The sequence below is a fragment of the Pragia fontium genome (assembly GCF_900638655.1).
Classification (GTDB): Bacteria; Pseudomonadota; Gammaproteobacteria; order Enterobacterales; family Enterobacteriaceae; genus Pragia; species Pragia fontium.
Map to the genome: position 1 here is coordinate 2,911,715 of NZ_LR134531.1, position 25,425 is coordinate 2,937,139.

Below are 25,425 nucleotides of genomic sequence, written 5' to 3' on the forward strand. Positions count from 1 at the left end.
TACCCATAACGTACCGAATGAGTTCAACAGACTAAAATAACTTCTGGAATAAATATCAATATGTCCACCAGTCTACGCAAATCCTTACTCGTTACGCTTTTAGGTAGCACATTACTCTGTGCTCCGGTGGTGACTACTGTCGCAGATACAATCAGCGATCTACCGGATATTGGTACCACGGCTGGCGGCACCTTGACCATTAATCAGGAACTGTTAATGGGGGATTTTTATGTCCGACAGCTACGCTCCGGTGCCCCACTGGTCTACGATCCGCTCTTGACCCATTACATTGGTGACCTGGGACAGAAACTGGTATCAAGAGCCGACTCTGTCCGTACCCCTTTCCACTTTTATCTAATTCAAAATGATGACATTAACGCCTTCGCCTTTTTTGGCGGTAATGTGGTCCTTCACTCATCCTTGTTCCGCGAAACGGATAACGAAAGCCAATTAGCATCGGTTATGGCGCACGAAATTTCCCACGTGACCCAGCGCCACTTGGCTCGAGCCATGGAAGAACAGCAGCGTAACGCACCGTTAACCTGGGTTGGGGCATTAGGTTCAATTCTGTTAACCATGGCGAACCCACAGGCGGGTATGGCGGCACTGAGCACCACGATTGCCGGTACCCAACAAGGCATGATCAGCTTTACGCAATCCAATGAGCAGGAAGCTGACCGCATTGGCATCCGGGTACTACAGCGAGCAGGCTTTGACCCAATGGGCATGCCAGATTTTATGTTAAAACTGGCGGATAAATATCGCTATGCCAGCAAGCCACCAGAAATGCTGCTGACTCACCCCATGCCGGATAGCCGGATGTCCGATACCCGTAGTCGAGCCTCCCAACTAGGTCATAGGGATGTACAATCGTCTCAGGATTATCTGTTCGCTAAATTCCGAGTTCTGGGTATGTACAACAACGCGGATGGATTGAATCAATATATGTTGGATGACTATAAAAAAGGCAATGCTCGCGAACAGCTGGCGGCGAAATATGGTCAGGCGATTCTTTATTACAAAGCCAAACAATATGATTCAGCGAGTAATATCATCCAGCCATTGCTAACACAGCAACCAAACAACGTTTGGTTTATCGATCTGGCAACGGATATTGACCTTGAACAAAACCGTGCTCCACAGGCTATCAGCCGTCTGGAACAGGCCATCAAGAGTCAGCCATCTAATTCAGTGCTACAGCTTAACCTGGCCAATGCTTATGTAGAATCCAGACAATCGGCAAAAGCCACCACATTACTAAACCGCTACACCTACGCCAATCCTGACGATCCTAACGGTTGGGATTTACTGGCTAAAGCCAGCGCCGATCAGGGACTGCGCGATGAAGAGTTGGCAGCCAGAGCAGAAAGTATGGCCTTGGCTGGGCGTCTGGATCAGGCAATTAGTATGCTATCAAGTGCCAGTTCATCGGTTCAAACCGGTAGCCTGAAGCAGGCTCGCTACGATGCTCGCATCGATCAGCTACGCCAGTTACAGCAGAGATTTAAACAATTTGAGCGTTAATAAAACGATAAAAATGGGAGAATATATAATGTCTAATACGGTGACTATGTTTCATAATCCACGCTGCAGTACCAGCCGAACAACGCTAGCGTTACTGGAAGAACGCGGAGTACAGCCTAACATCGTACTGTATCTGGATACCCCTCCGGACAGCGCCCAAATTAAAACATTGCTGAAGCAGCTAGGTTTCAGCTCTGCCCGTCAGCTTATCCGCACTAAAGAAGATGTCTATAAAGAGCTGAATTTAGCCGAAGCATCAGAGCAGCAGTTAATTGACGCGATGGTTAAAAATCCAAAGCTAATAGAACGCCCTATTGTCATTTCAGGTGAGCATGCTCGTCTGGGCCGACCACCAGAACAAGTGTTAGACATTCTGTAACTACACATTTTGGCTGCCGGTCTGTCTATGACCGGCAGATTTATCTCAATTTCGCTAACGCTGAAATATCCCCGCCGGTTTATCTAATTAGCCTATCACTACCATCGTATTGTCCTGAAAACATGACACACGCAGTCATCTCTATTCGCTGATTTCAGATACTGATGGGGGATGATAAATATTACTTACGGATTGTGCGAAGAATAAAGAACGAATAATCAGCACAGTATCAGCGTTGATAACTGAGGATTAGAAAAGAGTAACAGATAACCTTATCGACTAAAGATCGAGGGCTTCTTTTACAAAAGGAATCGTCAGCTTGCGCTGAGCGGTAATCGAAGCGCTATCCAAATGATCCAACGTTGCAAACAACGTTCTCATATCACGATCTAAGCGTTTCAGTAGAAAACGCCCGACATCTTCCGGCAGCTCAAAACCGCGTAGCTTAGCCCGTAGAATCAGCGCTTGCAGTTTATCATCGTCGGATAACGGATGGAGACGATAAATTTGCCCCCAATCAAGGCGTGATGCCAAATCGGGTAAAGAGAGGTTGAGCTGGCGGGGAGGAGTCTCACCGCTAATCAGCAATCGGGTAAATCCGGTTTCAAGAATACGATTATACAGATTAAAAATCGCCATCTCCCACTCAGCATCGCCGGCAATGCACTCGATATTATCGATGCATACCAGCGCCAGCTGTTCCATGCCATCTAATACTTCTGGCACAAAATAGGTTCGCTTATCTAAAGGTACATAGCCAACGGCGATCCCTTGCTGTGAAAGCTCAGCGCAGGCGGCTCGCAGTAAATGACTCTTACCACCAGCATCACCCGACCAAAAATAGATATAGGTACTGTGTTCCTGATGCAAGGCCGAATGGATAGCCGCAAGCAACGACGCATTTTCGCCGGGATAAAAACTGGCAAAAGTCTCATCATCAGAGAGATAAAGAGGAAAAGATAGCTGCGTTGATGTATTCAGAAACACCTCAAACCTAAAAGATCGTTCAACCGGATCAGTTTACCACAGAGGGATCCAACGGAGAACCAGCAACGTTCCATGTCGCCGATCATCAGATTAATGCCCTTGCTTATCTGACTCAGCATGAGGCTGAGCCTTCGGCAAAATCAGGTTTAACACAATGGCAATCACACCACATAGGCTAATGCCCTGTAATGAATATTGACCAAAGTTAAACACCATACCGCCAATCCCAAATACCAATACAATAGAGACGATGCACAGGTTACGGGCAATCGACAGATCCACTTTATTCTTCACCAGAATATTGATCCCGACGGCAGCTATCGATCCAAACAATAGCACCATAATTCCACCCATGACTACCGAAGGAATAGTATTCAGGAAAGCACCAATTTTACCGATAAATGACATAAAAATGGCCCAACAGGCGGCAAAGGTCATAATTAACGGGTTAAAATTGCGCGTCAGTGTGACAGCACCGATAACTTCGGCATAGGTGATACAAGGTGGTCCGCCAAAGCAGGCCGCCGCAGACGTCGCAATTCCATCACCGGCGAGAGTGCGATGTAGTCCTGGGTTCTTGGCATAATCTTTACCAGATACCGAGCTAATCGCCATAATATCACCAACGTGTTCAATCGTTGGGGCGATGACCACCGGTAACATAAACAGAATCGCCTGCCAGTGGAACTCAGGTGCCGTAAAGTGAGGAATAGCAAACCACGGCGCATCTAATACCGGCTGGAAATTTACCACGCCCATAAACAGCGCAGTAACATAGCCAACTACGATCCCCGACAGAATGGGAATCAGGCGGAAAATCCCTTTAGCCCAAACGGCCACCAACAGCGTTGTTAACAATGACAACATAGAGATAAACAGCGCGGTACGATAATCAGCCAACAGAACTGAGCCACCATCACCACTCTTACCTAATGCCATATTCACCGCAGCAGGTGCCAACGTCAGACCAATAATGGCGATCATCGGCCCGGTCACCACCGGTGGCAGTAACACTTCAATGATCCGTGAACCACGTAGCTTAATCAAACCACCGAAGATCATATACATGACACCAGCAGCAAATAACCCGCCCATGGTGGCAGGAATACCCCAAGTCTGAACGCCATAGCTAATTGGCACGATAAAGGCAAAAGAAGAGGCTAAAAATACCGGTACTTTGCCTTTAGTACAAAGCTGAAACAGCAAAGTACCCAAGCCAGCGGTAAACAATGCCACATTGGTATCTAACCCAGTGATCAGCGGTACCAATACTAATGCACCAAATGCCACAAATAGCATTTGTGCACCTACCAATACATTCTGCCAGGCAGGTGGCTGCGCGCCGGTCATTGACGGCTGTTGCATAGCATAAACCTCTAATTTAAAATGATAATATATTGTTCGGTACCGGATAACGGTGCCGAAATACTTTGCCTACTACCCTGTCTTCACACTTATCAACAACGGCGGGCTGATCCTACCCTCCGACACTCACGACCTTACTCTAATTAACACGCTTCGGCTAATTAGCGGCCATAAATATGGGCGATCCCGTCGCCCATATTTATATTCTTATTGCTCAGTCATTCTGAGCTCCGCCACGATGGGGAGGTGGTCACTGACCAACGGCCAATTAACCCCAGCCCACTCACCATTGGCGTTAGGAATCGTTAAACTATCTAAATGCCAGCGCTGAGCATTACCGGTAAAAATATAGTCTACTTTTATCTCAGCGTTTTCAGCAGGCCAACTACGACCATCTCTATTTTCCGGCTGAATATCATTCCAGTAACGATCAAGCTCTTGCCAGGTTACGCTGCGGGGCACATCGTTCATATCACCAAACAGCAATTTGATACCGCGTATTTCAATGGTACGGTCATTTAACTCTCTGACCTGTTCCAAGCGCATGGTTGGATCTTCTTTGGTATCCAAGTGAGCATTTACAACGGTAATCGGTGCGGCAAAGTTGGGAACTTCTACTTTAGCCACAAAAGCAATGCGCTGTTCACGCTGACCGGAAGGTAATGGATAAATCACCTGATCTTTAATCGGGTATTTTGACAGATAAGCTAATCCGTATTGGCCGCCGTCAAAATCAATCGCCCGGCCAAAAACGCCATACATGCCGGTTAATTTCATCAACTCAGCAAGCTGATCGACCTTACCGCTACGCGCCGTGAGCTTATCAACTTCTTGCAGCGCAACAATATCCACGTTCATCGCCTTAATGGCTTTCGCGATGGCCGTCATATCACTGACTTTGCCAGCAGCAATATTAAATGTAGCCACTTTTAAGATCGGTGCTTCTTTCAGGGAAAAGGTTTTATTGGTAATTCCACCCAGCGCACTGGCGACTTCGCGACTGTTGGCATTGCTGTTAGCGTGATTAACTGGCGCCTCACTACTCCAGACCGGAGCGGAGAATGACAAGGAAAAAACTGCGGCTAAAAAATAATTGTAAGCTGACATACGGAACACCTTATTATTTTATTAAGACCCGATAACTCATGCTTATCACGAATAGGCCGCTATTATTATTAAAGGGTTAAGTACGCAGCAAATTCAGAGACTTACATAATTAGTAACATCCTTGTTACTCAAAACATTATGTTAATGCTTTATTTGGTACCAAAGATTTTGTCACCGGCATCACCCAAACCAGGAATGATATAACCTTTATCATTAAGACCCTGATCGATAGAAGCGGTATATAACTCAACGTCTGGATGGGCTTTTTCTAATGCCTCAACGCCTTCTGGCGCAGCAACTAATACCAGAACTTTAATGGACTGGCAGCCTGCCTTTTTCAGTAAGTCGATAGTCGCAATCATTGAGCCGCCAGTTGCCAACATTGGGTCAACCACCAGTGCCATACGCTCTTCAATATTGGAGACTAACTTTTGGAAGTAAGGAACAGGTTGCAGTGTCTCTTCATCACGGTACACACCAACTACGCTAATACGGGCGCTCGGTACGTGCTCAAGCACCCCTTCCATCATGCCTAAACCGGCACGTAAAATAGGTACTACGGTAATTTTCTTGCCTTTAATTTGCTCGATTTCAACGGGGCCGTTCCAACCGTTAATCGTCACTTTTTCCGTTTCTAAGTCTGCGGTGGCTTCATAAGTCAGTAAACTACCGACTTCTGATGCTAATTCACGAAAACGTTTAGTGCTAATGTCTTCTTCACGCATTAAACCCAATTTATGTTTAACCAACGGATGCTTAACTACAACGATCTTCATCTCTTCTCTCCCCATTTCGCAGATGGTGCACTGTCTTTCTCAAAAAAATCGGCGAATTATACCTGATAATGCGCCTACCGTACCAAAGAAATGCATGATTCAGATCATAATAGGTTATAGATTGCGCTAATAATGTTAACGGCGCGCCATTTCTACCCTTATTATCGGTATTATTCATAGCAACATCGGTATTTTCAGGTTAATGGCGTTATTTGGAACAGTCTCAACAATAAACCTATAGCGAAAGTTGTGCTGGGGTTTACGCAACGATTCAGCCTGTTAATTCGCGCTTCTACTATCTGACGGCAATAATATAATCATAGAACGCTTTGCCACTATCGATAGAAATAACCATAGGCAAACGTTTGCTTTAACTGTTAGAATTACGCCGTTTCTGGTTAATATCACCTATCTCCATGGGGACTCCGCAGTGACCGATAAAACTTCTTTAAGCTACAAAGACGCCGGTGTAGACATTGATGCTGGTAATGCTTTAGTCGATCGAATCAAAGGTGTAGTAAAACAAACTCGTCGTCCTGAAGTGATGGGCGGACTGGGTGGTTTTGGCGCACTTTGCGCACTGCCGCAAAAATACCGTGAGCCGATTTTGGTATCTGGAACCGACGGCGTAGGAACTAAACTCCGTTTAGCGATGGATTTAAAACGCCACGATACCATCGGTATTGATTTAGTGGCGATGTGCGTAAATGACCTTATCGTCCAAGGGGCAGAACCGCTATTTTTCCTGGATTACTATGCCACCGGTAAGCTGGATGTCGATACCGCAGCGCGCGTCGTTACCGGTATTGGAGAAGGTTGTAAGCAGTCAGGCTGCGCATTAGTCGGTGGTGAAACCGCTGAAATGCCGGGAATGTACCACGGTGATGATTACGATGTGGCAGGCTTTTGCGTTGGGGTAGTAGAAAAATCAGACATTATCGACGGCAGTAAAGTTGCTGAAGGAGATGTGCTGATCGCGCTGGCTTCCAGCGGCCCTCACTCCAATGGCTACTCGCTGGTACGAAAAATTCTGGAAGTCAGTAAAACCGATGCACAAGCCACGCAGTTAGCAGGCAAACCGCTGGCCGATCATTTACTGGAACCCACCAAAATCTATGTGAAATCGATCCTCAACCTGTTAGAAAATATCGATGTTCACGCTATTGCTCATATCACCGGCGGCGGCTTCTGGGAGAATATCCCACGCGTGTTACCAGAGGGGACTCAGGCAATGATCGATGAGTCCAGTTGGCAATGGCCAGACGTATTTAACTGGCTACAACAAGCAGGTAACGTCACCCGTCACGAAATGTACCGTACCTTTAACTGTGGCGTCGGCATGATTATTGCCCTACCGGCGGACCGTGCAGCTCAAGCCATTGAACTGTTGCAGTCAACGGGGGAAACCGCGTGGCTAATCGGTACCATTAAAGCCTCCTCTTCAGACGAGCAAGTGGTTATTGGCTAATGAAAAATATTGTGGTGCTGATTTCTGGCAGTGGTTCCAATCTTCAGGCAATCATCGATGCCTGTCGCAACGGTCAGATTAACGGAAACATTAAAGCGGTATTTAGCAATGTACCAGAGGCATATGGTCTGGTACGCGCCCAACAGGCAGGTATTGCAACTGAGCTGGTAGAATCCAAGTATTTTGCCAGCCGCGCCGATTACGAACTGGTACTGGCGGATACTATCGATCGTTACACGCCCGATCTGATCGTGCTGGCTGGCTATATGCGTATTCTCAGCCCAACATTCGTTAACCGCTATACCGGCAAGCTGCTGAATATTCACCCTTCCCTGTTACCCAAATATCCCGGTTTGCATACCCATCGTCAGGCATTGGATAACGGTGATAGTGAACACGGTGCAACGATCCACTTTGTTACTGAAGAGCTGGATGGCGGGCCGATTATCTTACAGGCCGCTATCCCTATCACGCCGCAAGATAGCGAAGCTGAAGTGATCAAGAAAGTACAGCAGCAGGAACATCGTATCTATCCGCTGGTGGTGGGTTGGTTTATGCAGGGCAGACTGGCAATGCGTGATGGCAAAGCCTGGATGGATAATCATCCGTTGCCACCGCAAGGTTATATCGAGAACTGATTAACGGCATGGTATGACACAAATACGGATTGTCGCTATCACAATGGTTCGCCAATAAATAAAACTTGCCCAGCACGCCTTAACCTTACTAAGCTATATTCATTACTGCTAACCGGCAGTAATGAATACTATTGCAAACATCAGCCCCAGGAGTTCCTAATGTCGGCCAAAGTCAGCGTTAAGCTGCGCCCACTTGAACGCGAAGATCTTAGATTTGTCCATCAGCTTGATAACAATGCCAGCGTCATGCGCTATTGGTTTGAAGAACCGTATGAAGCCTTTGTTGAACTTACAGATCTCTACGATAAACATATTCACGACCAGAGCGAACGCCGCTTCATTATTGAAGGGGAAGGTAATCGTGTCGGTTTGGTTGAGCTGGTAGAAATTAACCATGTACACCGCCGTGCTGAATTCCAGATCATTATCGATCCAGCCTGGCAAGGTCACGGCTATGCCGGCGCCGCCGCAAGATCGGCGATGGAATATGGTTTTTCTGTCCTTAATTTGTATAAACTCTATCTGATTGTCGATCGGGAAAACGAAAAGGCTATTCATATTTACACCAAGCTGGGCTTTGAAACCGAAGGAATTCTCAAGCATGAGTTTTTCATTAACGGTGAATACCGCGATACCATCCGTATGTGTATTTTCCAGCATCAATATCTGGCTAAATTCAAAGACCATAACTAGTGCATTCAGCAGGGAAGCCACTTGAAGCGACCCTGCTTTTACCTCAATTTCATCGAATATCCGCTTTATTGCCCTTACTCTTTGTACTGCTAAGTACATAAAATCATTAAGTTATCATAAGAAATTCAATTTAATGGTTAATTATCAATCAAGTAACAGGAATTGCATGCCCGATATATACCTGTTTTAATGGGGTCAAATCCGCTTGAGGTATCGCTATGCGCCCATCGACAAAATTAAAACAGCAAAAAATCATTGAGGTAGCAACCCAACTGTTTCTTGAGCAAGGATATAACCAAACTAACCTTGATCAGGTCATAGAACAATGCGGTGGTTCTAAACAGACAATTTACAATTACTTTGGCGATAAACGCGGCCTGCTGATGGCAGTGATTGGTCGCTGTATTGAAAATGTTGAAGCTATTTTTAATTTTAACAATGATGAAAATAGCGATCTGGAACAGCAATTACTCCAGTTTGGCACCAATTATCTTAATACCATCTTGACGCCAACGATGGTTAATACCTATCGCATTATGATTACTGAATCCCAACACGACAGTAGTCTGGCAGATTTCTATCTCTCTCACGGCCCACAAAGAATTACCAACTACCTGGCGCAATTTCTGCAATCCCATATGGATAAAGGAAATCTAATCCAAAGCGATTCCACCATGGCCTGCCAGCACTTACTGAATCTACTCAAAGGGGATATTCATCACGACGCCCTATTTGGTATCGCCCTGCCAAACAAGAAAAACATCGAGAACAACGTGCGGTTAGCGGTGAACTGTTTTCTGAATGGGTACGCTCGGTAACATAAAAATCATCAGGAACTTCGATAACCATGCTAAAAATCCCCCTGACGTCCCTAGCCCATCAACCCAGAGGTGAGCGAGTTTCCTGTTCCTGGAACTACGGTCACCAACTCACCGTACTGGAAACCGAAAGTATTCCTGAACGTATCAATGATCAATTTGTGGCTAGTCAGGCAGATAAACGTAGTTGGTTTGTTTCGGTGTATCTCAACGGCGAATTAATCCTTGAACTACCGCCGATTGAATCCAGAATCAACTTTCACTATGTCCAAATACTGGATAATGAGCACATTTTGTTAGTTGGCGCGCGCTGCCATTACAACGATGGTCAGCCGGAAAAAAATGCCGCCGTTTACGATAGTCATGGACAGTTGGTGCGGAGCTTTACCTTGGGTGATGGAATTGAAGATATCAACGTCACCTCTGATGGTGCCATCTGGGCTAGCTATTTTGATGAAGGCGTTTTTGGCAACTATGGCTGGGCGCAACCGATAGGCCAATATGGGCTGGTTAAATTTGATGCCACAGGGCAAATTCTCTGGCAGGCGGATAAATTTCAAATTTTCGACTGTTACGCCGTCAATGCCGAAAATGAGCACTCATTTTGGTTCTACTACTACTCTGACTTTAAGCTGGTTCACCTGAAAGATGGCGAAGCAACTAGCTACAATGTCCCGATTCAGGGTGCCCATGCTTTTGCCCTGTGCCATCCTTATATCGTGATGGGCGGCGGCTACGGTAATAATGATAAATTTAGCGTATTTAAGCAGCATCCACAGCATCTGAAAAAAACCGATGAGCTAAGATTCACTGACCCACAGGGGAAAAATCTACATCAGTGTATTTATAGTATTCGGGGAAATCAGGTGGTGGCCTATGAACAACACCGTATTTACTTTACTCATCTAGCCCTTGAAAATAAAAAGTAGGAAGAAAAAATCGATTAACCATCGAATGGCTTCTGACTAACGGAAGCCCAATTTCGCTTGCTTGAAAACTCCGTTCACCACTTCCCCCGCGTTTAATAAAAATGTTATTGCTAATATTTAAGCCAACCGCTAAATATCGGTTATTGTCTTATTCACCATCTACACATATTTTAATATCGTAACCGTGAAACAATCACGGCAAGTAACATCAGATTATTCTAGTATTGGCATAATAACGAACGAGTAAGGAAAATCATGACCATCAGAATAGCAATAAATGGCTTTGGTCGAATTGGCCGCAGCGTGTTACGCGCTTTATACGAATCTCATCGAGATAAGCAAATCCGCGTTGTCGCCATTAATGAACTTGCCGAACCGAAAGCCATGGCTCATCTGCTGCAATATGACTCTACCCACGGACGTTTTTGCCGAAAAATTCGTCAGGAAGGCCAAATGCTGTGGGTTGATGATGACGCTATTCAGCTATTTCATCAGCCAGAAATTGTTAATCTGCCTTGGAAATCCCTGAATGTCGACATCGTGCTGGAATGCAGCGGCGTATACGGTAGTCGAGCCGACGCAGAAGCGCATATTGCTGCCGGAGCGAAAAAAGTTCTGTTCTCCCATCCGGGCGATCATGATTTGGATGCCACCATTGTTTACGGCGTTAATCATCACACCCTACGTTCTGAACACCGTATGGTGTCTAATGCCTCCTGTACCACTAACTGTATTATCCCGATCATTAAACTACTGGATGATGCCTTTGAAATTCGTTCCGGTACCGTTACCACGATTCACGCGGCCATGAATGACCAACCGGTGATTGATGCTTATCATAAAGATTTACGCCGTACCCGCGCCGCTAATCAGTCGATTATTCCAGTTGATACTAAACTCGCAGCCGGTATTACCCGCTTCTTTCCCAAATTCAACGACCGATTTGAAGCTATCTCGGTGCGGGTGCCGACAATCAACGTCACAGCCATTGATTTAAGCGTTACGCTGGAAGTTCCGGTCAGCGTCAACGATGTTAACCGGTTGCTTGAACAGGCTGCCTATAACGATTTTCGCGGCATTGTCGACTACACCGAGCTACCGCTGGTCTCTACCGATTTTAATCACGATCCGCACAGCGCCATCATCGACGGCACACAGACCCGCGTCAGCGGTCAGCATTTAGTTAAAATGCTGGTCTGGTGTGACAATGAATGGGGATTCGCTAACCGTATGTTAGATACCACGCTGGCGATGGCTGCCAGTGATGAATATCAGAGAGACAATATAGAAAACCAATCTATCGCCGAGCAAATATAGCCCGGCGATCGTCATCAATCCCTGATAAAACTATCAGGGATTTGTATTTATCGGGCTTATCACCACCAGCGATGAAAATGGTGTACCGGGCCGATACCGTGACCCACTTCCAATGAATCCGCCATCACCAACGCCTGCTGCAAATAATCCTTCGCAGCCTGCACCGTTTGCGCCCAATCACTATAGCGTGGGCGCAATGCCGCCAGCGCCGCAGACAGTGTACATCCGGTGCCATGGGTATGCTTAGTAGCAATACGCAGGGCAGAAAAACGCTCTACCCGCTCCGGTAAAATTAACCAGTCAGGGCTTTCCGCTTCAGTTAAATGGCCGCCCTTCATCAGTACAGCTGAACATCCCATCGCCAATAGCGCCTGTCCTTGTTCCACCATCTGCTGTTCACTGATTGCTACAGGGCAATTCAGCAGCGCCGCAGCTTCAGGTAGATTCGGGGTAATCAACGAAACCATAGGTAATAAACGCGTACGAATGGCCTCCACCGCCTCAGGTGCCAACAGCGGATCGCCGCTTTTTGCCACCATTACCGTATCCAGCACTACATAGGGAATTTGATAGCGTATCAAGGCATCTGCAACAACGTTAACGATATCTGACCCTGCCAACATACCAATTTTTGCGCTATCGATACGTACATCATCCAGTACAGAGCAAAGTTGGGCTGCCACAAACTCGGGTTCAATTCGATAAACCGACTGCACACCTCGGGTATTTTGCGCAACTAACGCGGTTATCACGCTAGTTCCGTAGGCTTCTAATGCAGAGAAAGTTTTTAAATCTGCCTGAATACCTGCACCACCGCTTGGATCGGTGCCAGCAATAGTTAATGCATTTATTCTCATGCTGTTTTCCCCATTAGATGATGCGGTTGCAGGTTATAAAGGCCATCGAGAAAGCGAGGAGAGAAACTTCCTGGTCCGGTAGATTCTGCAGCAGCCAAACCGCCGCAGTAAGCCATCACTTGGCAGGCAGTTACTACTTGCTCAAGGCGCTTTTCCCGCCCTAAAGCAGTGAATGCGGCGACCACTGCGGATAGTGCACAGCCGGTACCGACAACTCGCGTCATTAACGCATCACCAAATGGCAACGCGTAACTGATTTGCCCATCGGTGACATAGTCTATTGCGCCGGTAACAGCGACAATGGCGCCGGTTTCCGCAGCCAATTTTATTGCTGACGGCAAAGCGCTCAATGAATCATCGGTGCTATCAACGCCACGCCCGATGGCAGAGGACCCGGCCAACGCCATGATTTCGGAGGCATTACCACGAATGGCTGCGGGTTTCAGAGTCAGTAAACGACGGCAAAATTCGGTGCGATAGCCAAGTCCGCCGACGGCTACTGGGTCAAGAACCCATGGTACTTCATGGTGATTCGCTGACGTTACGGCACAAAGCATGGCTTCCGCTTGGCTATCGTTAAGGGTGCCAACGTTAACCAATAGCGCACCGGCAATCGCACTAAAGTCGGCGACTTCCTGTGGAGCAACGACCATCGCCGGTGAGGCACCAAGCGCTAATAAAACGTTAGCGGTAAAATTCTGAACCACCTGATTCGTCAGGCAGTGAACCAAAGGCGGGTTTTCCTTAAGCTGTGCAAGCCAATGTGCGGCGACAGAGCCAGGGAAATTAATAGGGTTGTGAGATAAATTCATAAAGCTCCCAACCGGCGTTAAAGAAGGCAGTAGCGGTGGGATACTGTGACTTCCCTACGCTGGCATAATCCAGATCAGGTAATACGGGTGATGTCTCAGCCACGGATAGCGTTAATCACTATCGGGCACCCCGAGTCGAAGGTTCAATATTAGACCATTGGACAAAAGGATCAAGTGGATACTTTGCGATAAATTCAACGCAAAAAATAACCAAATAGAAAAGGTAAAAAAAGCGGAAAAACGACGTCAACGCTTGCTGAAAAAATGAAAGTTGAACAAAAAGCGGGCTAACTGGAACTCATTGATAAAAATAAAATACTTTGCTGATCTTTTGTACAGATTTTACCAATTGACACAACCAGTAATATTGCTTGAGCTATACTGATTATACAAGTGCAGAGTCACAAACTATTAGGGCAATCACACTTCTGTCATCTTTGTTTTAAGGTACCCGTAAATGTGACAGACATCACATAATTGTCTGGCAACATCGGTATTCTAAAATCATATTCGACGGCAATTGACTGACAAAGAGGTAGGTTATATGACATTAAATATTACTAGCAAACAAATGGACATTACACCGGCAATCCGTTCACACGTCGAGGACCGTCTTAAAAAGCTAGATAAATGGCAAGCTCAGTTAATTAATCCGCATATTGTGTTATCCAAAGAACCAAAAGGTTTTGTGGCTGACGCTAGCATCACCACGCCAAATGGCCCTCTGGTTGCAAGTGCTAAACATGAAGATATGTATGTCGCTATCAATGAATTACTACTGAAACTTGAACGGCAACTGAATAAAGTACAGCACAAGAGTGAAGCCCGGCGCGCTGAAAGCAGCGTGAAGGATGCCAATTTGCAACAACTGCAAGAAGATTAATCTTTAGTTCCTTTATTCACGCGCCTTCGGGCGCGTTTTTTTATTGCCACAGTTAGCGTATTTCCCGTCCTTTCTCCCTCAAAAAATAATAACGGTTGACAGAATCAAAACCGGGCGGTTAAGTTAGAGGTCATTTTTAACAGGAACCCAATGACTTTATGAGATATATACCGTTTTTCTTCGCTTTCTTTTTTAGCGTCCCCTGATTGGGAGGCAATTCGTCCGTGGCTCAGTAATGAGTAGAGAGAAAGCGAAGACGAACATTAAAGCCTCCCAACGGGGGGCTTTTTTATTGGATTAAATAAAAATAAGGTAAGACAACATCATGAGTGATAATCCATTATTAGGGCTGAGAGAACGCATTAGCGCACTCGATCTCAAACTACTGGAACTGCTGGCAGAACGTCGCGATCTGGCCCTTGACGTCGCCAGAACCAAGCAATCTTCCCACCTCCCCATTCGCGATAAAGAACGTGAGCGGGATCTGTTGAAAAGATTAGTTGAAGAAGGCAAGAAACAGCGTCTGGATGGTCATTACATCACTCGAGTATTCCAACTAATTATCGAAGACTCGGTGTTAACCCAGCAAGCACTGTTACAGCAGCATATTAATCAGGATAAGCTCAGTACCGCCAGAATCGCTTTCCTTGGCCCCAAAGGCTCCTATTCGCATCTTGCTGCCAGACAATATGCCGCCCGTCACTTCGATGGTCTGGTGGAGTGTGGCTGCAATAAATTTGACGATATCTTTAAGCAAGTTGAAATCGGTCAGGCCGACTTCGGTATTCTGCCGATTGAGAACACCAGTTCAGGCTCAATCAATGAAGTTTATGACCTGTTACAGTCCACCAATTTATTCATTGTTGGTGAACTGACTAACCCAATTAATCACTGTTTGCTTGCAGCGGTTGATACTGACCTAAGCCAAATTGAGGTGGTATACAGCCATCCTCAACCCTTCCAACAGTGCAGCCAATATCTGAACGGCTTCCCAAACTGGAAAATTGAGTATTGTGAAAGTACCTCAGCCGCCATGGAAAAAGTGGCCAGCCTGAAGTCACCAAAAGCCGTTGCGCTGGGCAGTGAACCTGGCGGTTCGCTATACCATTTACAGGTACTGGAACATAGCTTGGCCAACCAGAAAGAGAACATTACTCGCTTTATCGTAGTGGCACGTAAGCAGATCGATGTTGCCCCACAAATTCCGGCGAAAACCACCATTATTGTCGCTACCGGTCAACAGTCCGGTGCACTGGTCGAAGCGTTACTGGTTCTGCGTCAGCACAATATCATCATGACCAAGCTGGAGTCGCGGCCAATCAACGGCAACCCTTGGGAAGAGATGTTTTATATCGATATGCAGGCTAATCTTGATTCGATCGAAATGCAGAGTGCGCTGGACGATTTAATCCCGATTACCCGTTCGGTAAAAGTGCTGGGATGTTATCCGAGTGAAACCGTTGTGCCGGTGAAGTTGAGTTAATTAACGGGGAAATTACGTCGTTATTGATAGTGGAAAGCCGGTTTCTAACGAAACCGGCTTAGGGATATTTTAAATCAACATATGTAAATGTTCCGGCTGTAAAAACAAGCAAGAATATCACTATCATGAACAGCCGGAAGACCATCAGTACTCAATTATATCGAGCGACAGGCCTACGTTTCCTACGGGCACTTCGTTGGCTTACGCCAAGTCGACCCGAACGGAAACCTCTCCTGTCGTTTAACCATCCCTTTCTCTATCATCAGCCTAAAACCGGCCTCTAATGAAACCGGCTTTTTTATAGCTTCAATCACCCCAACAGAAACCTTAACCGCCAAACATATCCTGAATCCAGCCGGGAACGCTGCTTTCATCTTGTTGTGACTGCGATGGTTGGCTAACCGGCTGCTGTTGTGGAGCTTGGCATAGTCCCTGAGGATCGTTGGTCCAGACCGGTAAACTACGCCAGCTTCCTTCACAAACAAAGCTGCCATCGGTATTCACGCCCATCGTGACAATATGCTCCGGCGGCGTCAGGTTGAGCGCTAGCGGAGTTTGGTTTTCAAGATAGCGACGATACAAGGTCAATGCACCGTTAGCACCGGTTAACTTAGCCGGGCCGTTATTATCGCGCCCCACCCAAGCAATAAAGACTTCTTTGCCATCGATACCAACAAACCAGCTATCGCGTAAATCGTTAGTGGTACCGGTTTTAGCCGCCAGATGATACTGACCAAACTTAGCCGATAGTGAACGAGAGGTGCCGGCTGCAACACCTTGCTGCATAGCGTACAGCGTCAAATAAGCCGCCTGAGGTTCAACCACTCGCTGAGCCTGTGGCAAACTTTGGTATAGCACTGTATTGTCTTCAGCAATCACTGAGCGTAATACCGACAATGAAGCCTTTTGCCCACCGCTACCGATTGTCTGATACATCTGTGCCGCTTCCATTGGCGTTAGGCTGGTTGAGCCTAGCAACATCGCCGGTACTTTCTGAATCGAACTTTGTGGTACGCCTAACCGCTGTAACATTTCGCTGACTTTATCCAGCCCCAAGTCCAGTCCCAGATTTACCGTTGGAATATTGAGGGAGTTCGCCAACGCATCAACCAACAGAACTCGCCCACGGAACTGGCGATCGTAGTTTTGCGGCTGCCAAGATTTGCTACCAGGAATATTCACCGACAGAGGTTCATCTTTCAGCCAGGTATTCAGGCGGTAGCGATCCGGTTCACTCAAGGCGGTTAAATAAGTTGGTGGCTTCGCCAAAGAACCGATGGAGCGACGAGCCTGCACTGCACGGTTAAACCCGGCATATTGCGGCTGGGAACCCCCTACCACTGCGCGGACTTCTCCGCTGAAACGGTCAACAATCACCGTTGCCGCTTCCAGATCTTTCACGTTTCGCGCCGCACGTAAAGCAGGAATGCCTTCTTCAATCGCTTTCTCTGCTGCACTCTGTGATACCGGATCCAGTGTGGTGAAAATCTTCACCCCGGACAGATCGTTAACTTTATCCCCTAACTTATCATTCAGCTCTTGATGAACTAACTGCATAAAGGCAGGCTGAGGGGTAATCACGCCACCGCGAGGCTGAACACCCAGCGGGCGAGCGCTCAATACATTATATAATTCGCTATCGATCACATTCTGCTGTTGAGCCAAACGCAATACCAAATTACGTCGTTCCAGAACGATATTCTGATTTTTCCACGGATTATATAACGAGGCGCCCTTCACCATACCGACCAGCATCGCCTGCTGGTCAACACTGAGTTCATTGATCGGACGACCAAAGAAATAGAGGCTGGCCAGCGGGAAACCGCGAATCTGATCGGCGCCGCTCTGCCCCAGATAGATTTCGTTCATATACAGTTCAAGGATACGTTCTTTACTGTAGCGAGCATCCAGAATGATTGCCATGTAGGCTTCACGCAGCTTACGTGACAGAGAACGCTCATTAGTTAAAAACAGGTTTTTAACTAACTGTTGGGTCAGGGTACTTCCCCCCTGTACCGCTCGCCCAGCGGACAGGTTAGCTACGACCGCTCGCCCAATCGAGAACAAGCTAATACCGTCATGACTGTAAAAATTACGGTCTTCGGTGGCAATCAGCATATCCGCCATGGGATAAGGGAAATTCTTACCGGAAACAAACAGACGCTGCTCACCATTCGGTGCCTGTAGCATGGTGATCAGTTTAGGATCGAGGCGGAAGAAACCGAACTCGCGACCGGTATCAAGATTAAGAATACGTGCTAAACCATTGCTGTTAAATTCAAGACGCGCCCGAATCTGATCTTCTTTTACATCAGGAAACTCAAACGGCCGACGCAACATATCAATGTTATCACCCTGAACCGTATACTCTCCGGGACGAGTAATCTTAGTGACATTGCGGTATTGCATACCGTTCAATAAATCGATCATCTCTTTTTTGCTATAGGACATGCCAGGTTCAAGATTAACCATACGCCCATAGACCGCAGCCGGTAGATTCCAGACTTTCCCATCAATACGATTACGGATTTGCGAATCAAGATAGATGCCATAAAACGCCAGCAAGGCAATAACCACAATCATCAGCTTAATCATTAAGCCAATAAAGCGACGTAACCGACTCGGCTTACGGGATTTTTTTACTTTACGAGGCATAAATCACTCCCGCCATTACTCTTTCCTCTTGATTCCAGTGTGGATTAAAAAAATAGGGATTGAATACATTGATTCAGTCTTAATTGTGGCGCATTGTACCCTAATTAGCCTATTAATAGGCTAGCCGTTTTTTACACTCCGTAACGATCCTTTTATCCATTATAGAAGCGTTTTGTTTTACGGGTAGCAACAGCATTTGCCGGGTCATCGGGCCAAACGTGTTTTGGATAACGCCCCTTCATCTCTTTCTGTACCTCTTTATAAGCGCCCTGCCAAAAAGCCGCCAGATCCTGAGTAATCTGTAATGGCCGGTGCGCCGGTGAAAGTAATTCAACCACCAGCGAAATTCGACCATCAGCAATCAGCGGAGTGCTCTTTTCACCGAACATTTCCTGCAATCTGACGGCCAACACCGGTGGCCGTTCGCTATCGTAACGAATTGGTAAACAAGAACCGGTTGGTACGCAATAGCTGGTCGGCAGTGCACTATCCAGACGTTGGCGCTGTTGCCAGTCCAGCTTACGAGTCAAAGCGTCCGACAGGTTAATCAGCTTTAATCCTTTAATATCACTGACGTTATTCAAAGAAGGTAATAGCCATTGCTCCAATGTATCAAGCAACCCGTCATCGCTCATATCAGGCCATGATTCCTGCGGTAACCATTGCTGAGCCCGCAAAATACGAGTTCTGAGCTGAATAGCTGGTTCATCCCAACCCAATGCGGCAATCCCCTGAGCTCTAACCCAGTTAAGCAATGCCGAGTGCAATTGCTGCTGCGAGGGTTTGGTTAACCGCGTCGCTTTCAACACTAATCGACCAATTTGCTGGCGTTGCCATGCCCGTAACGTGCCTTTTTCTTCATCCCATTCGATGGCGCTTTGTTGCCTCACTAACTGTGGCAGACGAGCGATCAATTGCTCTGGCTCAACTTTTGCCGCCAATAATATACGCGCATCAGGACTATTCGCCCCCTGCAACAACGAAGCGCTCACCAGCCAATCCGAACGGCACAGCCCGTCGTCGGTATCAAGCTGAGCCCCCATGCCGTTAGCCAGCAAATAACGCCCTTCTTCACCGCGTTTTTGGGCAATTCGATCGGCAAAACCTACCGCCAGTAGAAAAGGCACCTCATTACTATCAACCGAGGCAATTGGCCGATTGATACGTTGAGCCAATTGTTTAGCCCGTTTAGTCCACTGAGCTTGCGGATGACTAAGCCAATAACCGATATCCCTCGCGCCATTACGCGGCGGTTCTTCAATAATTGCGGTTAATAATAGTGCTGTAGCCAGTGCATGCCCGTTCAGCGTTTCAGCATAAGTGATCATCGCCGCCAAGCGGGGTTCACACCCCATTTCAGACATTCGACGGCCAGCACGGGTTAACAGACCTTCACTGTCTAATGCCCCCAACTGTACCAATAGCGTTCGCGCCGCGGTCAGTGCAGCCAAAGGCGGTTGATCCAACCAGCGCACTTGCTGAATATCCCGACATCCCCACTGCAATAATTCGATCAGCAAGGTGGATAAATCAGCCTGCATAATTTCCGGCTCACTCTGCTCGGCGGCTCGCTCAGCCTGCTCTTTCGCCAACAGATGCCAGCAGGAACCCGCCATCAAGCGCCCGGCTCGTCCGGCACGCTGGGTCATTGAGGCTTTGGAAATACGTTGGGTAATCAACCGAGTTAATCCGGTTCGGGCATCAAAACGAGCGACGCGTTCCAGACCGCTATCGACCACCAGACTAATGCCGTCAATGGTCAAACTGGTTTCGGCAATATTAGTAGCCAATACCACTTTACGTCGACCAGCTACCGAAGTCGAAATCGCCTTTTGCTGTTCAGCCAGCGATAACGCCCCGTAGAGTGGACACAGATCGATATCGGACGTTAAGGAGCCAGCAAGAGAGTCATGTACCCGTTTAATTTCGGCCACGCCGGGTAAAAATAGCAGCATAGAACCTGAATGCTGATTAAGGATCTGTCGGACAACCACCGCGACTTTTTCCTCAAAATAACCTAATGCGGGCAACGAGACATAGTATCGCTCGACAGGAAAGCTTCGCCCTTCGGCGCTGATAACTGGCGCCTGAGGCAAAAACTGCTGTAATTTATGATTGTCCAAGGTGGCCGACATGATCAGTAGTTTTAGATCGTCACGTAAACCGCTCTGCACATCGAGTAATAAACTCAATGACAAATCGGCCTGCAGGCTACGCTCATGGAATTCATCCAGAATGACCAGTGAAACCCCGTCCAACATGGGATCTTGTTGAAGCATACGGATCAGTACGCCTTCCGTTACTACTTCCAGACGGGTTGCGGGTCCAGTGAGGCTTTCAGAGCGCATACGATAGCCAATGCGCTCGCCTGCTGATTCATTTAATTGCTGAGCCAAACGCTGTGCCACGCTGCGCGCCGCTAATCGGCGAGGCTCTAGCATGATAATTCTCCCGGCAATCCACGGCTGCTCAAGCAGCTTCAGCGGCAGCCAGGTAGACTTACCGGCTCCCGGCGGTGCCTGCAATAAGACAGTGCTGCTCTGCTTTAAGGCATCAAGCAGGGGCTGAAGAACTTCACTAATCGGCAAAGACACATGTCACTCCACTCTGATAATAAGCCGCGATAATAACGTTTATCTGCCCGTTAGTGTAACAATCCGATAATCTTCCAGCAGGAGAACTTTCATTCATTTACCAAAGCAGACACATCATGAATAATGTAGCCCCCTTAAGTATAGGTTACCCAATTTATCGGTATACCATGACTTTCAGGACTAAGACTGACCACAGGAAGCCTTATGAAATTCCCAACGCCACTACAGTCAGCAATATTGATTAAACGCTATAAGCGTTTTCTTGCCGATGTGACGACCCCACAGGGTGAATTACTGACTCTGCACTGTGCCAATACCGGAGCTATGACCGGCTGTGCCGAACCTGGCGATACCGTCTGGTACTCAACCTCTACCAATCCTAAACGGAAATACGCTCACTCATGGGAGCTAACCCAGACTCAATCCGGTGATTTTATCTGCGTGAATACGCTTCAGGCTAATGCCTTAGTTAAAGAAGCGCTGGCAAATAAAACAATAAAGGAATTAACCATCTATAATACGATACGCAGCGAAGTTCGTTATGGTGAAGAAAACAGCCGTATCGACTTTCTGCTACAGGAGCCTGACCTTGCCGATTGCTATATTGAGGTGAAGTCGGTCACGCTATTACAACAGTCCTGCGGCTATTTCCCTGATGCGGTCACCCTACGCGGTCAGAAGCATCTTAGGGAATTACAAAGCATGGTAGAGCAAGGCCATCGGGCAGTTTTATTGTTTGCAGTACTACATTCTGGTATTAATCATGTTGCAGTGGCACAACATATAGATCCAACGTACGCTAAGCTTTTTGAACAAGTTCAAAAACTCGGTGTCGAAGTCATCTGCTGTAAGGCAGACCTCTCGCCAACAGAGATTGTTTTGCGAGAACCAGTATCTGTCACACGTTAAATTTTTGGACGTAAAGTAATCAGAAAAGGGTGTTTTGGTTAAATAAGCAACGGTTGTACCTACAAGAACATGCTTTTTTGCACAGTATTGTCATACTTAACGTAGGAAAAATTGCTAACTTCATCTTCATCTGTTATTTATAGCGGCCTGATTTTTTCTCTAGTGTAAAACTACAACGCGTATTTTGTAGGAGAAGCAAAATGCAAGAAGGGCAAAAGCGTAAAACATCGTCCTTAAGTATCCTGGCTATCGCAGGCTTAGAGCCTTATAAAGAGAAGCCTGGAGAAGAGTATATGAACGAAGCCCAGCTTACACATTTCAAGCTGATTCTTGAAGCATGGCGGGGCCAACTGAGAGACGAAGTCGATCGTACGGTCAGCCACATGCAAGACGAAGCGGCTAACTTCCCCGACCCTGCTGACCGCGCGACGCAGGAAGAAGAGTTTAGTCTGGAATTACGGAATCGTGACCGTGAACGTAAGCTGATTAAGAAAATTGATAAGACTCTGCAGAAAATCGCAGAAGAGGATTTTGGCTATTGTGAATCCTGCGGCGTCGAAATTGGTATTCGCCGTTTAGAAGCTCGTCCTACTGCCGATCTGTGTATCGACTGTAAGACTCTGGCTGAAATTCGCGAAAAGCAAATGGCAGGCTAATTCGCTCATCACATCTGAAACCCTCATCGGCTTTGTCGGTGAGGATAACTATCTCACCCAGTATTTGGTGGATAGCGTGACAGAAAATGATGTTCATATTAGTCCTCCCCGTATCACTCAGTCTCTTTAATGACTAATCATTATGTGGGGCGTTTCGCCCCTTCTCCTTCTGGAGATTTACATTTTGGTTCCCTGATTGCCGCTTTGGGTAGTTTTTTACAGGCTAGATCAAACCATGGTAATTGGTTGGTGCGCATTGAAGATATTGATCCCCCCAGAGAAGTCGCTGGTGCAGCGGCACGTATCCTGAATACCCTTGAATATTACGGCTTACATTGGGATGGTGAAGTGTTATACCAGTCTCAGCGTAGCGATGCTTACAAGCAGGTATTACACGATCTCTATCAACGAGATCTCTGCTATTACTGCCACTGTAGCCGGACGCAGATTCAACACTCCGGAGGCATTTACGATCGCCACTGTCGCAACTTAAATTTACCCCCGGAAGAAGCCTCTACGCGCCTGCGTTTATTACAGCCGGTATACAGCTTTGAAGATCGTCATTTGGGTAAACTGTGCGCCGATAGCGCTTTTGCCAGCGAAGATTTTATTATTCATCGCAAAGATGGACTATTTGCCTATAATCTTGCAGTGGTCATTGACGACCACTTTCAGGGGATGACTGAAATTGTCCGTGGCGCAGATTTAATCGAGCCAACCGTTAGGCAAATTGCGCTTTATCGCCTATTGGGTTGGCATGAGCCGGACTATTTCCATCTTCCTCTGGCATTGAGTCCGGATGGCAACAAACTATCCAAACAGAATCATGCTCGTCCTTTGCCGCTTGATAATCCTTTACCTATTTTAGCAAAAGCGATTGCATTTTTAGGTCAATCCTTACCTGAAAGTTGGCAGGATGCTTCCCTTGAAGCCTTGTTAACATGGGCGGTTAAGCACTGGGATAGCACGCGGGTACCAAAACAACCCGCATTAACCTTACACTTTCCATTCTCAAATGGTGCGGTGTGAGCTATGATAGGGCGCCATTTTTACAGCAGGCTATATACTAACGTTATCGTTACCTATTTTATCCGTCTGCTAAATGGTATGACTTATCGCAAACAGATACACAATGACCGAGGTGTCCTATTTTTACCCGCGTAGCTAACTTTTGCCGCAAGGTACTCACTCGAGAGTCTGATTCAGACACGCCACAAGAAAACCACGATTGTCAGGATGTGGTGATTATTCCGCGTGCACAGCACACTATTTCACGTCAGGACATTAGCGATAATGCCCTGAAGGTACTTTATCGTCTCAATAAATCCGGCTATGAAGCCTATCTGGTTGGCGGCGGTGTCCGCGATCTACTGTTGAATAAAAAGCCGAAAGACTTCGATATCACCACCAATGCCACGCCGGAGCAAATACGTAAGCTGTTTCGCAACTGCCGTCTGATCGGTAGGCGTTTTCGTCTGGCCCATATTATGTTTGGCCCAGAAATTATTGAAGTCGCCACATTCCGCGGCGGCCACAGCGATAATAACGATAAAGACGCTTCTCAGCAGGCCAATAATGGCATGCTATTACGCGATAACGTTTATGGTTCAATTACCGAAGATGCTAATCGTCGGGACTTTACCATCAATAGCTTATATTACAGCGCCAGCGACTTTACCTTACGCGACTTTACCGGTGGCCTGCAAGATTTACAGCAGGGCGTTATCCGCTTAATCGGCGATCCTGAAGTTCGCTATCGCGAAGATCCAGTTAGAATGCTCCGCGCTGTTCGCTTTGCCGCCAAACTGGATATGAAGATTGAACCTGCCACCGCAGCGCCGATTGTTCATCTGGCACATCTACTCAACGAAATTCCGCCAGCAAGACTGTTTGAAGAAGCCTTAAAACTGCTACAGTCAGGATATGGCTATGCGACCTATCAACAACTGCGCGAACATCACCTGTTTGAGTCATTGTTCCCGATTATTCACCGGAACTTTACCCCTCAGGGTGACGGCAACATGGAGAAGATCCTCAACCAGGTACTGAAGAATACCGATAACCGTCTGCAAAACGGTAAGCGAGTTAATCCAGCTTTCCTGTTTGCCGCTATGTTATGGTATCCGCTGGTAGAACACGCGCAGAAGCTGGCTCAAGAGAGCGGTTTAGTCTATTACGATGCCTTTGCTCTGGCGATGAATGATATTCTGGACGAGCAGTGTCGCACGTTATCCATCCCTAAACGAATTACCGCATTAGTTCGTGATATCTGGCAGCTACAGTTACGCCTACCTCGTCGTCAGGGTAAGAAAGCCTATAAGCTGATGGAGCATCCTAAGTTCCGGGCGGCCTTCGATTTATTACAGTTACGGGCTGATATCGAAAAAGGCGAGCTGCAAAAGTTGAGTTACTGGTGGGATGAATTCCAACAGGCTGATATGCAGCGTCAAAAGTCCATGCTGAACTCGCTGGATGATGAACCGAGCCGTCACCGTAGAACCCGTCGGCCAAGAAAGCATACGCCGAAACCACAGCAATAGTTCTGACTTAAGCCTCCAATCGGAGGCTTAATACA

Annotated in this window: 21 protein-coding genes, 1 pseudogene, 1 riboswitch and 1 other annotated feature; of the genes and pseudogenes, 14 read left to right on the plus strand and 8 right to left on the minus strand. The window is 47.0% G+C overall.

Going from position 1 to position 25,425, the window contains the following annotated elements; translation table 11 throughout:
• The first annotated feature begins 60 nt into the window (after positions 1 to 60).
• Positions 61 to 1,524 (plus strand): beta-barrel assembly-enhancing protease, encoded by a 1,464-nt coding sequence (gene bepA, locus EL341_RS12635; RefSeq protein WP_126467915.1) that lies wholly within the window; start codon positions 61 to 63, stop codon positions 1,522 to 1,524.
• 28 nt (positions 1,525 to 1,552) lie between these two features.
• Positions 1,553 to 1,903, plus strand: a complete 351-nt coding sequence (gene arsC / locus EL341_RS12640) for an arsenate reductase (glutaredoxin) (protein WP_047781656.1) — start codon at positions 1,553 to 1,555, stop codon at positions 1,901 to 1,903.
• 279 nt (positions 1,904 to 2,182) lie between these two features.
• On the opposite strand, the gene hda is transcribed toward arsC, so the two are convergent.
• The 4 genes from hda to upp form a co-directional block, all read right to left on the minus strand.
• Positions 2,183 to 2,890 (minus strand): DnaA inactivator Hda, encoded by a 708-nt coding sequence (gene hda, locus EL341_RS12645; RefSeq protein WP_047781657.1) that lies wholly within the window; start codon positions 2,888 to 2,890, stop codon positions 2,183 to 2,185.
• Positions 2,891 to 2,980: 90 nt separating this feature from the next.
• Positions 2,981 to 4,255 carry a uracil-xanthine permease family protein gene (locus tag EL341_RS12650; RefSeq protein ID WP_083399683.1) on the minus strand — a complete coding sequence of 425 codons (1,275 nt, stop codon included), beginning with the start codon at positions 4,253 to 4,255 and terminating at the stop codon, positions 2,981 to 2,983.
• 207 nt (positions 4,256 to 4,462) lie between these two features.
• On the minus strand, positions 4,463 to 5,362 hold the full coding sequence (locus EL341_RS12655; protein WP_126467917.1) for an endonuclease/exonuclease/phosphatase family protein: 900 nt from the start codon (positions 5,360 to 5,362) through the stop codon (positions 4,463 to 4,465).
• A gap of 149 nt (positions 5,363 to 5,511) precedes the next feature.
• Positions 5,512 to 6,138, minus strand: a complete 627-nt coding sequence (upp, locus tag EL341_RS12660; RefSeq protein WP_047781660.1) for a uracil phosphoribosyltransferase — start codon at positions 6,136 to 6,138, stop codon at positions 5,512 to 5,514.
• Between the two features lie 430 nt (positions 6,139 to 6,568).
• Between upp and purM the strand changes: the two genes are divergently transcribed.
• The 6 genes from purM (at position 6,569) to epd (ending at position 12,001) form a co-directional block, all read left to right on the plus strand.
• Positions 6,569 to 7,606 (plus strand): phosphoribosylformylglycinamidine cyclo-ligase, encoded by a 1,038-nt coding sequence (gene purM, locus EL341_RS12665; protein WP_047781661.1) that lies wholly within the window; start codon positions 6,569 to 6,571, stop codon positions 7,604 to 7,606.
• Positions 7,606 to 8,244, plus strand: a complete 639-nt coding sequence (gene purN / locus EL341_RS12670; RefSeq protein WP_126467919.1) for a phosphoribosylglycinamide formyltransferase — start codon at positions 7,606 to 7,608, stop codon at positions 8,242 to 8,244. Before purM ends, purN begins: the two co-directional genes overlap by 1 nt.
• Positions 8,245 to 8,403: 159 nt before the next feature.
• Positions 8,404 to 8,937, plus strand: a complete 534-nt coding sequence (gene speG / locus EL341_RS12675; protein ID WP_047781663.1) for a spermidine N1-acetyltransferase — start codon at positions 8,404 to 8,406, stop codon at positions 8,935 to 8,937.
• Between the two features lie 218 nt (positions 8,938 to 9,155).
• On the plus strand, positions 9,156 to 9,755 hold the full coding sequence (locus EL341_RS12680) for a TetR/AcrR family transcriptional regulator (RefSeq protein WP_047781664.1): 600 nt from the start codon (positions 9,156 to 9,158) through the stop codon (positions 9,753 to 9,755).
• Between the two features lie 29 nt (positions 9,756 to 9,784).
• A complete protein-coding gene (locus EL341_RS12685) occupies positions 9,785 to 10,684 on the plus strand; it encodes a hypothetical protein (RefSeq protein WP_126467921.1) in 900 nt (299 codons plus the stop codon).
• Positions 10,685 to 10,939: 255 nt separating this feature from the next.
• A complete protein-coding gene (epd, locus tag EL341_RS12690; protein ID WP_074823351.1) occupies positions 10,940 to 12,001 on the plus strand; it encodes an erythrose-4-phosphate dehydrogenase in 1,062 nt (353 codons plus the stop codon).
• A 59-nt stretch (positions 12,002 to 12,060) separates the two neighbouring features.
• Here epd and thiD read toward each other — a convergent pair whose 3' ends face one another.
• Positions 12,061 to 12,858 (minus strand): bifunctional hydroxymethylpyrimidine kinase/phosphomethylpyrimidine kinase, encoded by a 798-nt coding sequence (gene thiD, locus EL341_RS12695; protein WP_074823354.1) that lies wholly within the window; start codon positions 12,856 to 12,858, stop codon positions 12,061 to 12,063.
• Complete coding sequence (gene thiM / locus EL341_RS12700; RefSeq protein ID WP_126467923.1) at positions 12,855 to 13,670, minus strand: hydroxyethylthiazole kinase; 816 nt, start codon at positions 13,668 to 13,670, stop codon at positions 12,855 to 12,857. Before thiM ends, thiD begins: the two co-directional genes overlap by 4 nt.
• Before the next feature lie 34 nt (positions 13,671 to 13,704).
• Positions 13,705 to 13,813: riboswitch (TPP riboswitch) on the minus strand.
• A gap of 401 nt (positions 13,814 to 14,214) precedes the next feature.
• Between thiM and raiA the strand changes: the two genes are divergently transcribed.
• Both raiA and pheA read left to right on the plus strand, forming a co-directional pair.
• Positions 14,215 to 14,553, plus strand: a complete 339-nt coding sequence (raiA, locus tag EL341_RS12705) for a ribosome-associated translation inhibitor RaiA (protein WP_047781669.1) — start codon at positions 14,215 to 14,217, stop codon at positions 14,551 to 14,553.
• 157 nt (positions 14,554 to 14,710) lie between these two features.
• Positions 14,711 to 14,847 (plus strand) — a sequence feature (Phe leader region).
• Positions 14,848 to 14,878: 31 nt separating this feature from the next.
• Positions 14,879 to 16,036 (plus strand): bifunctional chorismate mutase/prephenate dehydratase, encoded by a 1,158-nt coding sequence (pheA, locus tag EL341_RS12710; protein ID WP_047781670.1) that lies wholly within the window; start codon positions 14,879 to 14,881, stop codon positions 16,034 to 16,036.
• 327 nt (positions 16,037 to 16,363) lie between these two features.
• Here pheA and mrcB read toward each other — a convergent pair.
• Positions 16,364 to 18,691: pseudogene (gene mrcB, locus EL341_RS12715) on the minus strand (bifunctional glycosyl transferase/transpeptidase); the annotation flags it as partial.
• A 152-nt stretch (positions 18,692 to 18,843) separates the two neighbouring features.
• Positions 18,844 to 21,279, minus strand: a complete 2,436-nt coding sequence (gene hrpB / locus EL341_RS12720; RefSeq protein WP_126468276.1) for an ATP-dependent helicase HrpB — start codon at positions 21,277 to 21,279, stop codon at positions 18,844 to 18,846.
• Positions 21,280 to 21,489: 210 nt separating this feature from the next.
• Here hrpB and sfsA point away from each other — a divergent pair, with 210 nt between their 5' ends.
• The 4 genes from sfsA (at position 21,490) to pcnB (ending at position 25,390) form a co-directional block, all read left to right on the plus strand.
• A complete protein-coding gene (gene sfsA / locus EL341_RS12725) occupies positions 21,490 to 22,194 on the plus strand; it encodes a DNA/RNA nuclease SfsA (RefSeq protein WP_074823363.1) in 705 nt (234 codons plus the stop codon).
• A 200-nt stretch (positions 22,195 to 22,394) separates the two neighbouring features.
• Positions 22,395 to 22,850 carry an RNA polymerase-binding protein DksA gene (gene dksA / locus EL341_RS12730; RefSeq protein ID WP_047781673.1) on the plus strand — a complete coding sequence of 152 codons (456 nt, stop codon included), beginning with the start codon at positions 22,395 to 22,397 and terminating at the stop codon, positions 22,848 to 22,850.
• Between the two features lie 129 nt (positions 22,851 to 22,979).
• Positions 22,980 to 23,879 carry a tRNA glutamyl-Q(34) synthetase GluQRS gene (gene gluQRS / locus EL341_RS12735; RefSeq protein WP_047781674.1) on the plus strand — a complete coding sequence of 300 codons (900 nt, stop codon included), beginning with the start codon at positions 22,980 to 22,982 and terminating at the stop codon, positions 23,877 to 23,879.
• Between the two features lie 119 nt (positions 23,880 to 23,998).
• A complete protein-coding gene (gene pcnB / locus EL341_RS12740; RefSeq protein ID WP_126467925.1) occupies positions 23,999 to 25,390 on the plus strand; it encodes a polynucleotide adenylyltransferase PcnB in 1,392 nt (463 codons plus the stop codon).
• Positions 25,391 to 25,425: the final 35 nt, after the last annotated feature.